This is a genomic window from Pseudomonadota bacterium (assembly GCA_039193195.1).
Classification (GTDB): Bacteria; Pseudomonadota; Gammaproteobacteria; order Steroidobacterales; family JBCBZW01; genus JBCBZW01.
Genome location: JBCCWS010000040.1, coordinates 38,802 through 53,081, shown reverse-complemented (window position 1 = coordinate 53,081; position 14,280 = coordinate 38,802). Strand labels below are relative to the sequence as shown.

Annotated in this window: 14 protein-coding genes; 9 read left to right on the top strand and 5 right to left on the bottom strand. The window is 63.0% G+C overall.

Annotated features, from left to right (window positions below; translation table 11 throughout):
• From acs to phaC, 7 genes are all read left to right on the top strand, one after another.
• The coding region (gene acs / locus AAGA68_21915; GenBank protein MEM9387726.1) for an acetate--CoA ligase at nt 1-1,766 on the top strand (1,766 nt) is incomplete at its 5' end.
• Between the two features lie 36 nt (nt 1,767-1,802).
• Complete coding sequence (locus AAGA68_21910; protein MEM9387725.1) at nt 1,803-2,978, top strand: acetyl-CoA C-acetyltransferase; 1,176 nt, start codon at nt 1,803-1,805, stop codon at nt 2,976-2,978.
• A gap of 31 nt (nt 2,979-3,009) precedes the next feature.
• The gene (phbB, locus tag AAGA68_21905; GenBank protein MEM9387724.1) at nt 3,010-3,732 is read left to right on the top strand and encodes an acetoacetyl-CoA reductase; all 723 of its coding nucleotides are present in this window, start codon (nt 3,010-3,012) and stop codon (nt 3,730-3,732) included.
• A gap of 166 nt (nt 3,733-3,898) precedes the next feature.
• Nucleotides 3,899-4,240 carry a hypothetical protein gene (locus tag AAGA68_21900; protein ID MEM9387723.1) on the top strand — a complete coding sequence of 114 codons (342 nt, stop codon included), beginning with the start codon at nt 3,899-3,901 and terminating at the stop codon, nt 4,238-4,240.
• Nucleotides 4,241-4,299: 59 nt separating this feature from the next.
• Complete coding sequence (locus AAGA68_21895) at nt 4,300-4,797, top strand: polyhydroxyalkanoate synthesis regulator DNA-binding domain-containing protein (GenBank protein ID MEM9387722.1); 498 nt, start codon at nt 4,300-4,302, stop codon at nt 4,795-4,797.
• Nucleotides 4,798-4,814: 17 nt separating this feature from the next.
• Nucleotides 4,815-5,570 carry an SDR family oxidoreductase gene (locus AAGA68_21890; protein ID MEM9387721.1) on the top strand — a complete coding sequence of 252 codons (756 nt, stop codon included), beginning with the start codon at nt 4,815-4,817 and terminating at the stop codon, nt 5,568-5,570.
• Between the two features lie 2 nt (nt 5,571-5,572).
• Nucleotides 5,573-7,261, top strand: a complete 1,689-nt coding sequence (gene phaC / locus AAGA68_21885; protein ID MEM9387720.1) for a class I poly(R)-hydroxyalkanoic acid synthase — start codon at nt 5,573-5,575, stop codon at nt 7,259-7,261.
• 65 nt (nt 7,262-7,326) lie between these two features.
• Here the strand turns inward: phaC and AAGA68_21880 are convergent, their stop codons facing one another.
• The 3 genes from AAGA68_21880 to AAGA68_21870 form a co-directional block, all read right to left on the bottom strand.
• Nucleotides 7,327-7,665 (bottom strand): DUF779 domain-containing protein, encoded by a 339-nt coding sequence (locus AAGA68_21880; protein MEM9387719.1) that lies wholly within the window; start codon nt 7,663-7,665, stop codon nt 7,327-7,329.
• A gap of 94 nt (nt 7,666-7,759) precedes the next feature.
• Complete coding sequence (adh, locus tag AAGA68_21875) at nt 7,760-9,301, bottom strand: aldehyde dehydrogenase (GenBank protein MEM9387718.1); 1,542 nt, start codon at nt 9,299-9,301, stop codon at nt 7,760-7,762.
• A 622-nt stretch (nt 9,302-9,923) separates the two neighbouring features.
• A complete protein-coding gene (locus AAGA68_21870; protein MEM9387717.1) occupies nt 9,924-10,409 on the bottom strand; it encodes a hypothetical protein in 486 nt (161 codons plus the stop codon).
• A gap of 228 nt (nt 10,410-10,637) precedes the next feature.
• Here AAGA68_21870 and sthA point away from each other — a divergent pair, with 228 nt between their 5' ends.
• Complete coding sequence (sthA, locus tag AAGA68_21865) at nt 10,638-12,038, top strand: Si-specific NAD(P)(+) transhydrogenase (GenBank protein ID MEM9387716.1); 1,401 nt, start codon at nt 10,638-10,640, stop codon at nt 12,036-12,038.
• A 56-nt stretch (nt 12,039-12,094) separates the two neighbouring features.
• Nucleotides 12,095-12,517 (top strand): potassium channel family protein, encoded by a 423-nt coding sequence (locus tag AAGA68_21860; protein MEM9387715.1) that lies wholly within the window; start codon nt 12,095-12,097, stop codon nt 12,515-12,517.
• Between the two features lie 13 nt (nt 12,518-12,530).
• Here AAGA68_21860 and AAGA68_21855 read toward each other — a convergent pair whose 3' ends face one another.
• Together AAGA68_21855 and AAGA68_21850 are read right to left on the bottom strand one after the other, a co-directional pair.
• Complete coding sequence (locus tag AAGA68_21855) at nt 12,531-12,896, bottom strand: hypothetical protein (protein MEM9387714.1); 366 nt, start codon at nt 12,894-12,896, stop codon at nt 12,531-12,533.
• A 92-nt stretch (nt 12,897-12,988) separates the two neighbouring features.
• On the bottom strand, nt 12,989-14,212 hold the full coding sequence (locus AAGA68_21850) for a 6-phosphofructokinase (protein MEM9387713.1): 1,224 nt from the start codon (nt 14,210-14,212) through the stop codon (nt 12,989-12,991).
• Nucleotides 14,213-14,280 lie beyond the last annotated feature (68 nt).

Sequence of the window (14,280 nt, the reverse complement as noted above, 5' to 3'; positions counted from 1 at the left end):
TCGGTCCCGCCAACGTGTCGATACGCTGGTTTGAGGATGGCAAGCTCAACGCGGCGGCGAACTGCCTCGATCGCCATCTAGAGGAGCGCGGAGACCAGGTCGCGATCATTTGGGAAGGTGATGATCCCAGCGAACACGAGCACATCACCTACCGCGATCTCCACCAATGCGTCTGCCGCTTCGCCAACGCCCTGCAGGACCTCGGTATCGAAAAGGGTGATCCGGTCACGATCTACCTGCCGATGATTCCCGAGGCCGCTGTCGCAATGCTGGCCTGCGCCCGCATCGGTGCACCCCACGCGGTGGTCTTCGGCGGCTTCTCACCGGAAGCCCTCGCCGGGCGCATCGCCGACTGCGGCTCACGCCTGGTCATCACCTCAGACGAGGGCATGCGCGGAGGCAAGCGAGTGCCCCTGAAGGCTAGCGTCGACGCGGCGCTAGCGTCCGTCGACTCGGTCGAACACGTTGTGGTCGTGCGGCGCACGCACGGCAAGATCGCGTGGGAAGAGGGCCGCGATCGCTGGTACCACGACCTGGTGTCTAAGGCCTCCCCGCACTGCCCGCCGGTGCCAATGGAGGCCGAGGCACCCTTGTTCATCCTCTACACCTCCGGCTCCACCGGCAGCCCCAAGGGCGTGTTGCACACCACCGGTGGCTACATGGTCTACGCCTCCATGACACACGAGTACATCTTCGATACGCAGGAAGGTGACGTGTACTGGTGCACAGCCGATGTCGGTTGGGTAACGGGTCACAGCTACATCATTTACGGCCCGCTCGCTAACGGCACCACGACGGTGATGTTCGAGGGCGTCCCGAGCTACCCCGACTACTCGCGCTTTGGGCAGATCATCGACAAGCACGGCATCACCCAGCTGTACACCGCGCCTACGGCCGTTCGTGCGCTGATGCGCGAGGGCGAAACGTGCATGGCGAACAGCAGCCGAAAGACCCTGCGACTGCTCGGCTCGGTCGGTGAGCCCATCAACCCGGAGGCCTGGGACTGGTATCACCGGGCCGTTGGCAATTCGATGTGCCCCATCGTTGACACCTGGTGGCAAACGGAGACAGGCGGCGTGCTGATCACGCCCCTGCCCGGCGTGTCGGCGCAAAAGCCAGGCTCGGCCACACGACCGTTCTTCGGCGTAAAGCCGGCATTAGTGGATAACGAAGGAAATGAGCTGGAGGGAGACGCCGATGGCATCCTCGTCATCAAAGACAGCTGGCCAGGACAAATGCGAACGCTTTACGGAGATCACGAGCGATTCGTCAACACCTACTTCACCAACTATCCGGGCAGCTACTTCACCGGTGACGGCGCACGACGCGACGGCGACGGCGACTACTGGATCACGGGTCGCGTGGATGACGTCGTCAACGTATCCGGGCATCGAATGGGTACCGCTGAAGTCGAAAGCGCCCTGGTGGCTCACGAAGCAGTCGCGGAAGCAGCGGTGGTTGGCTACCCGCACGATCTCAAAGGGCAAGGGATCTACGTTTACGTGACCCTCGCCGCCGGCCTTGAGCCCTCGCCGGAGCTCACCAAGGCGCTGCGCGCTTGGGTTCGCCAAGAGATCGGCCCCATAGCGGCGCCAGATCTAGTGCAGTTCGCGCCCGGCCTACCCAAGACGCGCTCCGGCAAGATCATGCGCCGCATCCTGCGTAAGATTGCTGCTAACGATACCGATAACCTCGGCGATGTCTCTACGCTGGCGGAACCCGCCGTCGTCAGCGACCTCGTCGAGAATCGCTTAAACAAGGGCTAGGGCGCCGAAGATGGCGCATCGAGAACGGAGGATGCCATGCCCAACTCAGTGATCGTCGGCGCTGCACGCACGCCGATCGGAAACTTCAACGGTAGCCTGGCGACGCTGTCCGCCGACAAGCTCGGCACCATCGCCATACGCGCGGCGCTCGAACGCGCTGGTTGCGCGCCAGAACTCGTCGACGAGGTGACGCTGGGGCAAGTCCTCACCGGCGGTGCGGGTCAGAACCCCGCCCGCCAAGCGGCCATCAACGCGGGAGTACCCAAAGAGCGCACAGCGATCACGATCAACCAGATCTGTGGCTCCGGCCTACGCGCAGTCGCCCTCGCCCACCAGGCCATCATCGCCGGCGACGCAGATGTGGTAGTGGCCGGTGGCCAGGAAAGCATGAGCGGGTCACCCCATGTGAGTCACCTGCGAGGCGGCGTGAAGATGGGCCCAGCGACTCTCGTCGACAGCATGCTCGTGGATGGCCTACAGGACGCGTTCAGTGGCATGCACATGGGCATGACCGCCGAGAACGTGGCGAAGGCCTACGAGATCGATCGCGAACGCCAGGACGCGTTCGCGGCCGATTCTCAACACAAGGCGTCGGCGGCCATTGAAGCCGGCGCATTCGCCGATGAGATCGTGGCTGTCGAGGTGCCAGGTCGCAAGGGCGTCACCGTAGTGTCCGCCGATGAGTTTCCGCGTCCGGAAACGACAGCCGGGGGGCTTGCGAGGCTGCGCCCCGCCTTCGACAAAGAGGGCTCTGTCACCGCTGGCAACGCCTCGGGCCTGAACGACGGCGCCGCTGCCTTGGTCGTGACGCACGAGGAGTATGCGCACCGGCACGGCATGGTGCCACTGGCACGCATCGCTTCCTGGGCGACCGCTGGCGTGGATCCTAATCTGATGGGCACAGGTCCGATCCCCGCGTCGCGCCGCGCGCTCGAGAAAGCCGGATGGAGTATTGGCGAGCTCGATCTGATCGAAGCCAACGAGGCCTTCGCGGCTCAAGCCATCGCGGTCAACGATGCCCTTGGCTGGGATCTTAGTAAGGTCAACGTGAACGGCGGTGCCATCGCGCTCGGACACCCCATCGGGGCCTCCGGTGCTCGCGTCCTCACCACGCTGGTCCATGCCATGATCAAACGTGAGGCACGACGCGGTCTGGCCACCCTGTGCATCGGCGGCGGCATGGGCATCGCCGTGTGCATCGAACGGGACTGATTCCCTAGCTCGTGAACGGAGAGGTTTCCCTATGAGTAAGACAGCAATCGTCACTGGCGGCACGCGGGGCATCGGCGAAGCGATCTGCCTGGGCCTGAAGCAGGCTGGCTACAAGGTAGCCGCCGTGTACGCAGGCAATGAGGAACGTGCGCAAGCGTTCCGCAACCGGACCGGCATCGCCACCTTCCGCTTCGACGTGGCCAATTCGGACCAGTGTGCGGAAGGGGTGTCCATGATCGAGCGCGATCTCGGGCCGACCGACATCCTGATCAACAACGCCGGCATCACCCGTGACGGCACCATGCACAAGATGAGTCACGAGAATTGGCAGCAGGTGATCGACACCAACCTCGGCGGCTGCTTCAACATGTGCCACGCCGTGCTGCCAGGCATGCGGGAGCGCAACTTCGGGCGCATCGTCAACATCGGCTCCATCAACGGACAGGCCGGTCAGTACGGCCAGGTGAACTACGCGGCCGCCAAGTCGGGCATCCACGGCTTCACCAAGGCGCTGGCCCAGGAAGGCGCAGCGAAGGGCATCACCTGCAACGCGATCGCCCCGGGCTACATCGATACCGACATGGTCGCTGCCGTGCCCGAGCGCGTGCTGGAGAAGATCATCGCCAAGATCCCCGTGGGGCGCCTTGGCCATGCGGATGAGATCGCCCGCGGCGTCTTGTTTCTGGTGGCGGATGAGGCCGGGTTCGTAACCGGATCGACCCTCTCTATTAACGGCGGACAACACATGTACTGACGCGTTGCGCATTTTGGCTTCCGCAAAGCCCGCAGCGTGCACTGCACACTGCGGGTTTTCCTTTTTAATCAGTAGTTACCGCATCTATATTGTGCGGCGCACATAAAAGTGATAGGCTGTATCTGACGTCCACGGAACGTCTCCCAACAACCTCAGGAGCCTCACCATGAGCACCGCCCCTTTCGAGTTCGACACCCTCCTCAAGGGCTACCCAGACCTGGCCTCTCGCACGCAGGAAGTGAGCCGCATCTACCTCGATGCCACCAGCGAGATCCTACGCGAGCAGGCGGCTACCGCCGAGAAGCTGGTCGACTTTGGCGTCCGCGCCATGCGCCTGCCGGAGAAGACCGAACCGGCTGAATTCTTCGCTGATCGCCTGCAGCAGCAACGTGAGCTGCTGGACACAGTGAGCGCCAGCGCGGAGAAGATCATCGCGCAGGTCAACGACGCCAGTCACAAGGCCTTCAGCGCCTGGGCCGATGTGGTCACGCCCGAAGGCAACGCCTAAGTCCGTAACAATCCCCGCGCCGGGCCGGTCACGCCGGCACGGCGCTGAGGGGGCTGACGATGCGCCTCATACGCAAGCAGAAGAATCGTCGACTCTACGACACGGTGGATCGACGCAACATCACCCTTCAGGAGCTCGCCCGACTGATCGGCGCGGGTGAGCAAATCCAGGTAGAAGATGGCACCAACGGTGAGAACATCACCCGTACGATCCTCCTCCAGATCTTGCTGGAACAGGAATCCCCCGGCCGCGTGCTGCTCTCGGAAGCCTTCCTCGAATCCCTGATCCGCCTCGGCCACAACCCGCTGCAACAGATGGCCTCGAACTACCTCGACGCCAGCCTCGCAGCCTTCGAACGCTATCAATCGGAAATCGCCGAACGTTGGCGCGCCGATGCCAAAGCCATGAGTCACCCTGCGGAAGTGCTGACCGAGGCCGCGCAACGCTCGCTCAGCAGCTGGATCTCGATGCAGCGCTCGATCTTTGATGCCTGGTCCGGCCGCGGGCCCAAGCCACCGCCCGACGCCGCCCCCGACTCGGACGAACAAAACGATTAGCTGACAAGGAAACGCCCGTGCAACTCGACGGCAAACTCATCATCATCACCGGCGCGGCCGGCGGACTTGGGCGGGCGATGGCCCAAGAGCTCTCGGGCATTGGCGCGCACCTCGCGCTGGTCGATCTGGATCAGGACGCCGCCCAGTCCGTCGCAGACAATCTGAACACCCCCGCCAAAGCCTACGCGGCCAACATCGCTGACGAGGCCGCGGTAGATGACCTCTACGCGAGCATCGCGAGAGACTTCGGGTCCAACCTTCATGGGCTGATCAACAACGCTGGCATCACCCGCGATGGTCTGTTGGTAAAGGCAAGGGACGGTGAGATCGTCTCGCAGATGACGCTCGATGCCTGGCAAGCGGTGATCAACGTCAACCTCACTGGAGTGTTCCTCATGGGTCGCGGCGCTGCTAAGCAGATGATCAACTCGCAGAGCCAAGGCGTGATCGTGAACATCGCCAGCATCTCCAAGGCGGGCAACATGGGACAGAGCAACTACGCCGCCGCTAAGGCGGGGGTGGCCTCGCTCGCCGTTGTGTGGGCCCAGGAGTTGGCGCGCTACGGTATCCGAGTGGCCTCCATCTCCCCCGGCTTTTCGGACACGCCCATGGTGGCTGCGGTCAAACCTGAAGCGCTGGAGAAGCTGGCAGCGAAGATCCCCTGCAAGCGCCTCGGCGATCCGGCAGAGATCGCTCACACGGTAAGATTCTGTTTTGAGAACGACTACCTCACTGGCCGCGACATCGCCATCGACGGCGGCCTGAGGATCTAGCCGTGGAGAACGTGCTCGTGAAGACCCCGAAGCCGCCATCGTTGAAGTCACTGTACGGGCTCACCAAGCCGGCACGGCGCCTGTCCGCGCACCTGGCGCAGCACCCTGACTTGCTGGTCAAAATGCCGCTGAAGTACGCCGCTGGCGTAGGCGCCCTGGGTGCCTACGCGGTCGGCCGAACCCTTGGGCTCAAACCAGCGCCCGTGCGCGAGCCGGCGCGCGGCGACCGACGCTTTCGCGACGACGCGTGGGCCGAGAGCCTCCCCTTCGACCTACTCAAGCAGCACTACCTTCTCGCCGCCGAGGCGGCTGAATCCCTTGTCGCGCAGACGCCGGACTTCGAAGGCAAGGAAGCAGAGCAAGCGCGCTTCTGGCTGGGTCAGCTCACCAGTGCCGCATCCCCTGACAACGTGCCCTTTACCAATCCTCAAGTGGTGCGCAAGACGCTGGAGACGGGCGGCGCGAACCTACGCCGCGGGCTCGCCAATCTGCTCGAGGACTTCTCCCCCGAGCAGGGCCAGCTGCGGATCAGCATGACGGACAGCTCGGCCTTTGAGGTGGGTAAGAACGTCGCCACGACGCCCGGTAAAGTAGTATTTCGCAACGACCTCATCGAGCTGTTGCAGTTTACGCCGACCACGCAGACGGTACACAAGACACCTCTGATGATCGTGCCGCCGTGGATCAATAAGTACTACATCCTCGATCTACGTGAGGACAACTCGCTCATCCGCTGGCTCGTGGGTCAGGGCTACACCCTGTTTGTAATCTCCTGGGTGAACCCCGACAGCTCCCTCGCCCATATCGACTTCGCCGACTACATGCGCTTGGGCATCATGGAGGCACTGAATGCGGTGGAGCAGGCGACGGGCGAGCGCCGCGTAAACGCCGTTGGCTATTGCATCGGCGGCACGCTACTCGCTGCTACCCTGGCGCGTATGGCGTCGGAGAACGACGAGCGCATCGCGACTGCCACTTTCCTCACCACCCAGGTGGACTTCAGCGAGGCCGGCGAGCTAGGCGTGTTCATTGATGACGCACAGCTCGACATGCTCGAGCAGCAGATGGAACGGCGCGGCTACCTGGACGGTGCCACCATGGCCGGCAGTTTCAACATGCTGCGCGCCAATGACTTGATCTGGTCCTTTGTGATCAACAACTACCTACTGGGTGAGAAGCCGAAGGCCTTCGACCTGCTCTATTGGAACTCGGACGCGACGCGCATGCCGAGAGCAATGCATATGTACTACCTGCGCAACATGTACCTGCACAATCGCCTCGTGCAGCCTGATGCGCTGGAGCTCGACGGCGTGCCTATCGATCTTCGACGGGTGAGTATCCCTGTCTACCTACAGTCCTCCGTCGACGACCATATCGCGCCCTACCCCTCCGTCTACAAGGCCACGGAGCACTACAGCGGCCCGGTAACCTTCATGCTGGCCGGGTCCGGCCATATCGCTGGGGTGGTCAACCCACCGTCGGCGAACAAGTACTTCTACATGACCAACGACGCCGTACCGCCGTCCGTTGAGGCATGGAAGGCTGGCGCCGAGCGCCACGACGGGTCCTGGTGGCCGCACTGGGATGCGTGGCTGCAAGTTCGCTCTGGCGGACAGGTGTCCGCCCGTCAACCAGGCTCGGAGAAGCTACCCGCCCTTGAGGACGCCCCTGGCACCTACGTAAGCGCCTAGGAATAGAACGAGGTTGCCGACGTCAGCCTCCCCTGGCGGAGCCGACGCCTAATGACGACGATCGCTTAGGGATTAAGCGCCGTCTGCTCTTCTTCGGTCAGCACGCGAGAGCGCAGGAGGAAGCGAACGCCCTCTGGTGCCTCAAGCGAAAACCCCGCCCCGCGCCCGGGTACCACGTCTACCGTCAAGTGAGTGTGTGCCCAGCGCTCGAACTGGGACGCGCTCATGTAGAAGGGGCAGCCGGCAACGTCGCCCAGATGCACATCGCTAGCGCCCACCTTGAACTCCCCTAAGGGGTAGCACATGGGCGCGCTGCCATCGCAACAGCCCCCAGACTGATGGAACATCAAGTCCCCGTGGGTGGCCTGCAGCTTGCGCACCAGCGCCTCAGCGGCTTCGGTCATCGCGACTCGTTCAGTCACTTCCGTTCTCCCAATAAGAAAGCGGCCGCGGAGGCAAGGCCCCCGCGACCGCGTTGTGCCTTCGATGGCTCCCGAATCAGAAGAATCCGAGCGCCTTCGGGCTGTAGCTTACCAGCAGGTTCTTCGTGTGCTGGTAGTGATCGAGCATCATCTTGTGATTCTCGCGACCGATACCCGACTGCTTGTAGCCGCCGAACGCGGCGTGCGCCGGGTACAGGTGGTAGCAGTTGGTCCACACCCGACCGGCCTGGATGCCGCGACCGAAGCGGTAGGCACGGTTGCCGTCGCGGCTCCACACGCCGGCGCCGAGACCGTAGAGCGTGTCGTTAGCGATCTCCAGTGCTTCCTCGTCAGAGGAGAACTTGGTCACGGCGAGCACCGGACCGAAGATCTCTTCCTGGAAGACGCGCATCTTGTTGTGGCCCTCCAGCACGGTGGGCTCGACATAGTAGCCGTCGTCGAACTCGCCGCCGAGGCGGTTGCGGTTGCCGCCCGTGAGCACCTTGGCCCCTTCCTGGCGTCCGATGTCGATATAGCTCAGGATTTTCTCCAGCTGATCGTTGGACGCCTGGGCACCTATCATGGTGTCAGCCTGCAGGGGGTTACCTTGGCGAACGGCCTTTACCCGCTCCACGGCACGCTCCATGAAGCGATCGTAGATCGACTCATGTACCAAAGCGCGCGACGGGCAGGTGCACACTTCACCCTGGTTGAGGGCGAACATGGCGAAGCCTTCCAGGCACTTGTCGAAGTAGTCGTCGTCCGCGTCGAGCACATCCTCGAAGAAAATGTTGGGCGACTTGCCGCCAAGCTCCAAGGTAACCGGGATCAGGTTCTCCGACGCGTACTGCATAATCAGACGGCCGGTAGTGGTCTCACCGGTAAACGCAATCTTGGCAATGCGCGGGCTGGAGGCCAGCGGCTTGCCCGCTTCCACCCCGAAGCCATTGACGATGTTGAGCACACCAGGGGGCAAGATGTCAGCGATGAGGTCCATGACGGCCAGGATGCCGAAGGGCGTCTGCTCCGCGGGCTTCAGCACGACACAGTTGCCTGCTGCTAGCGCCGGGGCCAGTTTCCAAGCGGCCATCAGGATCGGGAAGTTCCAGGGGATGATCTGACCCACCACCCCGAGGGGCTCGTGGAAGTGGTACGCCACCGTGTCGTCGTCGAGCTCAGCCAGAGAGCCCTCCTGGGTCCGGATGCACGCCGCGAAGTAGCGGAAGTGATCCACCGCAAGCGGCAGGTCGGCCGCCGTGGTCTCACGGATCGGCTTGCCGTTATCGATGGTCTCGATGGTGGCGATGTCCGGCAGGTTCGCTTCCAGGCGGTCGGCGATCTTCAGCAGAAGCGCAGCACGTTCCGTGGGTGACGTGCGCCCCCAGGCATCGCGCGCGGCATGGGCGGCGTCTAGCGCCTTGTCGACATCGGCAGCAGAGGAGCGAGCGACCTGGCAGACCGGACGACCGGTCAGAGGGCTTACGTTGTCGAAGTAACGACCCTCGGCGGGGGCCACCCAGTTGCCGCCGATGAAGTTGTCGTAGCGTTGGCGCACGGTAATGCGCTCCGTGACGGAGGCGAGCGCCACCTCCGGCGTAATCGTAGTGGGTTGATCCATGTGACTTTCATCCTCCCGGAGGCGAGTGGTGTCGCGGCCGGGACCCCCCCGTGCCGTTGCGCCATATCACCAGTACGTGCAATCGATCACTATTCGCGATACGACGGATGCCGCCTTCGGAAAACCCGTATGTGCAGCGCACCACAAATTATGACGTATGAACTGTCGATTGTGCACCGCCGGCGAGCGAATGACCACCCCGTGAGGGGCTCGCTCCCTTGCCCTGCCGTAGCTCGACGGCGAGCCTTGTCATTTGGACCTACTTTAGGCTCTTGACCTAAAGCTTTTTGTAGCAAGGTGGAGTCCGCGCATCTTTGTACCAGCCTCCCGACATGAGCGCTTCTGCGCCCCTGAGACCGTTCCTGGAAGACCTCGCCTTCGAGGCGCTCGAGGGTTCACCGCGGGGCGGGGCGCGGGCGTACGAGGGATCGAGCGGAAGGAACCCGTGGCGGTAGTCGAAGCAGGACTGTCCGGGAAAGACCGATAGGGGGAGTCCACATGAAACTGAACGCCCTGAGTGAAGTTGAACAGATTGAAGGTGCCGCTTACGCGCCGCCACCGCCCTCGCCCATGAAGATCGCACGAGCGAAAGAGCCACCCGACGCTCTACTGCCGTTGGCGGTCATGCCCGGATCCAACTCCGCCCAGTTGCCGCTAGCGGAGAGCGGCCCCGCGTAAGAGAACGTGTCGAGCACCTGAGCGCCGTCGCCAAAGTCTCGACCAGCGCCAGGCTCGCGAAGCCGTGAACGCCGATACCGTCACCCTCCGGCGCCGGTGCCCCCGAACACACGTAGGTTTGATCGGCCTTGCTGCCTCCGTCCACATTGGTCAGCGTGACGTCCACGTCAGAGCCCGATCGCGTCGCCGTCATCTGAGCGCTATCGAAGGCCTCCTCGAGAGCGAAGAACCCAAGCCCAAAGCCGTTGATATTGTTACCTACGTAGCAGCCCGCCTGCTCGAACTGATCGTCCGCGTCCTGGTTCTGTACCTTGATGAAGATGTTGTCGACGCCAGCGCCGACGTTGAGCAGCACACCTGTGTACTGCAAGGCAGTACCGCTGTTCTGCACGAAGGCCGATGCTTGGTCGCCGCCGCTCGGCAGCGCCACCAAGTCCGTGTCGAAAGCTCGTGGTTCGCCTGCGTTGCCGGTGGTGTGGTCGATGGCGGGGCCCGCGACTGCTGCGCTACCCGTGTGAACTCGTGCTCAGTTTCTGGTGCGATGCACGAACTGAACATCCGAACCGCCGCCTGCTTCCCGGTGCACGCCAGTCGCCTTCGCTTCACTAGTTAGCCCTGAGTCTAGTTCGGTTTCACCCGTTGACGTCGGAGCGCCTCCATGGTCCCAGAGCACTTTGATCTCATCGTTATCGGCAGCGGCCCCTCGGGTCGCCGGGGAGCTATTCAAGCAGCCAAGTTGGGCAAGCGCGTCCTCGTGGTGGAGAAGAACTTGCGTGTTGGGGGGGTCTCAGTCCACACGGGTACGATCCCCTCTAAGACCCTGCGCGAGACCGTCATGAACCTATCGGGGTGGCGCGAACGCGGATTCTACGGGCGCGCCTATCGCGTAAAGCAGGACATCGGCGCCGAAGACCTCAAGCAGCGTCTGCATCTGACACTCGAGCATGAAGTCGAAGTGCTGGAGCACCAATTCGCACGCAACCGCGTATGCACGCGGCAGGGTACCGCACGCTTCATCGACGCCACGACCATTTCCGTTCACAGCGACGATGGCAGCGATACACCTTACAGCGCCGATCGCTTCCTAGTATGCGTCGGCACCCGGCCCTACCGCCCCAATGAGGTGCCCTTCGACGGGCGCCATGTGGTCGATAGCGATGATCTTCTGCAGCTGCACGCCCTACCCCCGTCTCTGTGCGTGATCGGCGCCGGTGTGATCGGCGTGGAGTACGCGACGATTTTCAGCGCGCTCGACATACCGGTGACCTTGATCGACCCGCGCGATCAGGTCTTGGATTTCATCGATCAGGAGCTCATCGCAGAGCTCATCCATCAGCTGCGTGACCGCGGCGTACAGCTGCATCTTGGTGCGAAGACCGAGCTTATCGTCGGGCCCGCAAAGGACGAAGAAATCTGCAAGGTTCACCTCGACAACGGTCGCACCGTGCGCGCAGCCATGGTGCTGTATGCGGCTGGCCGCGAGGGCGCCACGTCCCAGCTGGGGCTGCAGCAGGCGGGCCTGCAAACCGATCATCGAGGACGCCTGCGCACGGACCCTCAGACCTTCCAGTGCGAGGTCCCCCACATCTACGCGACCGGCGATGTAATCGGCTTCCCCTCCCTCGCCTCCACCTCGATGGAGCAGGGGCGCATCGCCGTGTGCCACGCCTTCGATGCGCACCACGCCGCCCCACCGGAGCACTTCCCCTACGGCATCTACGCCGTGCCCGAGATCTCCACCTGCGGCGACCCCGAACAGACCTTGCGCGAGCGACGCGAACCCTATGAGGTGGGTATCGCGCGCTTTCGCGAGACCTCCCGTGGTCAGATCATGGGGCTGCGAAACGGCATGATGAAACTGCTCTTCTCCTTGGGTGACAGGCGCCTGCGCGGCGTGCACATCATCGGCGAAGGCGCGACCGAGCTAATCCACATTGGACAGGCCGTGATGCACTTCAAAGGGACGGTCGATTACTTCGTGGAGAGCACCTTCAACTACCCCACGCTGGCCGAGGCCTACAAGATCGCAGCCCTCGACGCCTGGAACCGCATGCGCTGAAACGAGGCCGCAAGCAGCGGCTCGCCCCGTGAGGCGAATGCTCTTAGGATAGCGCTATGCAAGCGCTTACCGCCGCCTTGATCAGTGCCGCGTTGACCGGCCTCTGTGTGTTGGTCCACTTCGAGGCGCTCAACCTCTTGATGCTCCGTCTCAGCCATCACGCCGCTAGCCGGCGCGTGCTACTGCTGCACATGCTCGGTCTGCTCGCCGTCCACGTGTTGGAGATCTGGATCTTCGGCCTCGGTATCTTTGCGATGACCGAGGGGCTCGGGATCGGCGGCATCGCCGGGGGCGCCGAAGGGATGCTCGACTTCATCTACTTCTCGGCGATGATCTACACCACTGTCGGCTTTGGCGACCTAGTGCCGCACGGCCCCTTGCGGTTGATCGCTGGCATGGAAGCTGTGGCGGGACTGTCGCTGATCACCTGGTCCGCGAGCTACACCTTCTTGTTGATGCAGCGCCTGTGGAAAGCGTAGGGGACTATCAGCACTAGGGTCCACCGCCCTCGGTGGGAGGATCGTCTTCGCGACTAGGTATGGGATAGGAGTCAGCCACGCGCGCCGGCCCCTTCATCACGTAAACCGTGAAGCAGCCAATGGTGAGGGCGAACAGCAGGGACCAGCAGGTGAGCCAGCCAGCCACCGCGATAATGTCCGCCATCGCCGTCTGCCGGGTGATCTCCTCTACCGCGCCCCCACCCGGCATGATCCGCGCCGTCAGCGCGAAGACCAGAGGGATGACCAGGGTGGCGGCATACAGATTGGGTAGTCGGGTGAGAATCTCGAACTCGAAGCCTGTCCGTTGGCGTCGTCGGTCGGCCGAGTGATTGGCAACGCGCGACTTGGGATCTTGCATGGAGAGGGCTCCGTCTGGGTGGGCTCCCCAAGCGATTCGCAGCTCGCGCCGAAGCGGTTTACGCGATTCACAAGCATCGCCGTTGGCGCGCGCTACCCCGACGCGGCAGCGTCAACGATTGGCGCACGCAGGCGATAGGGACGCGGCACGCTCGAGCCGATCAGCGGACGGCAGTAGCTATGAAACGCCGCTGTGACCTGGTTGCCGGCGTCGTTGATGTACTCATCTGCCATGGTCTTAGTTTTCGCCGCCACCGCCTCCAGCGGCACCATTTCGTAGTCAACGCCGTAGTCGAGCACCGGCCGGCGGATGACTACGGAGCCGTCGACGTCGTCCCACATGGCGTACTGCACCGCCTTCTCGCCCACCTCCCGCGCCTCGCGGGCGTCGCGATCGGACACGCAGCCAGCGAAGGAACGTTGCAGGTAGCCGAAGGTGTCCGCGCGCACGCGTGAGATCTTCAATCGTGCCTTCACCTGATCCATCAGCAACTCACCTAACACCCCTGTTCCCGAGAGTTGCACGTTGCCATGGTCATCCACGCCCGTGTCTTTGAGCGTGCGCGTAATCGGCGTGCCCTCCCCATCGTGAATGCCCTCGGAGACCGCCACTATGCAGCGCCCATGCGCGGACATCGTGGCATCGACGTCGGCAAGAAAGCTATCGATGTCGAACTCGCGCTCCGGCAGGTAAACGAGGTGAGGTCCCTCATCTGGGTACTTTTTCGCCAGGGTACTCGAAGCGGTGAGGAAACCTGCATGACGCCCCATGGTGACGCCGATGTAGACCCCTTGGAGCGCACGGTTATCAAGATTGATGCCTTGGAAGGCGTTCGCTACGAAGCGAGCCGCCGACGGAAAGCCAGGCGTGTGATCGTTCTCGACGAGGTCGTTATCGACGGTCTTCGGAATGTGGACGCAGCGCAGAGGGTAGCTCGCCTCCTGCGCCTGGCGATTGACGATGCGCAGTGTGTCCGAACTATCGTTGCCACCGATGTAGAAGAAGTAGTGGATGCCGTGGCGCCGTAATACCTCGAACATGCGTGCACAGTAGTCGGCATCGGGCTTCACCCGAGTTGACAGCAGAGCTGAACTCGGCGTCTGTGCCACCAGCTCCAGATTGTGCGTGGTCTCGCGTGTCAAATCGATGAACTGCTCGTTCACGATCCCTTCAACACCGTGCATGGCGCCGTAGACCCGGCTGATCTGGCCGAACTTACGCGCTTCGAGCACTACCCCCACAAGGCTCTGGTTGATCACCGCCGTCGGGCCACCGCCCTGCGCCACCAATACCTTGCCTGCAAGCTTCTCCGCCACGTGCTTCCCTCCGACGCGATTTCCTCGGGGGGAGCCTACCTCGCCGGCCCGGGTTAAGCACCCATTGG

Coding starts and splice junctions, on each gene's coding strand:
- AAGA68_21855 (MEM9387714.1), bottom strand. CDS start 12,896: ATGCAAGATCCCAAGTCGCGCGTTGCCAATCACTCGGCCGACCGACGA.
- AAGA68_21910 (MEM9387725.1), top strand. CDS start 1,803: ATGCCCAACTCAGTGATCGTCGGCGCTGCACGCACGCCGATCGGAAAC.
- adh (MEM9387718.1), bottom strand. CDS start 9,301: ATGGATCAACCCACTACGATTACGCCGGAGGTGGCGCTCGCCTCCGTC.
- AAGA68_21900 (MEM9387723.1), top strand. CDS start 3,899: ATGAGCACCGCCCCTTTCGAGTTCGACACCCTCCTCAAGGGCTACCCA.
- AAGA68_21880 (MEM9387719.1), bottom strand. CDS start 7,665: ATGACCGAAGCCGCTGAGGCGCTGGTGCGCAAGCTGCAGGCCACCCAC.
- AAGA68_21860 (MEM9387715.1), top strand. CDS start 12,095: ATGCAAGCGCTTACCGCCGCCTTGATCAGTGCCGCGTTGACCGGCCTC.
- AAGA68_21895 (MEM9387722.1), top strand. CDS start 4,300: ATGCGCCTCATACGCAAGCAGAAGAATCGTCGACTCTACGACACGGTG.
- phbB (MEM9387724.1), top strand. CDS start 3,010: ATGAGTAAGACAGCAATCGTCACTGGCGGCACGCGGGGCATCGGCGAA.
- sthA (MEM9387716.1), top strand. CDS start 10,638: ATGGTCCCAGAGCACTTTGATCTCATCGTTATCGGCAGCGGCCCCTCG.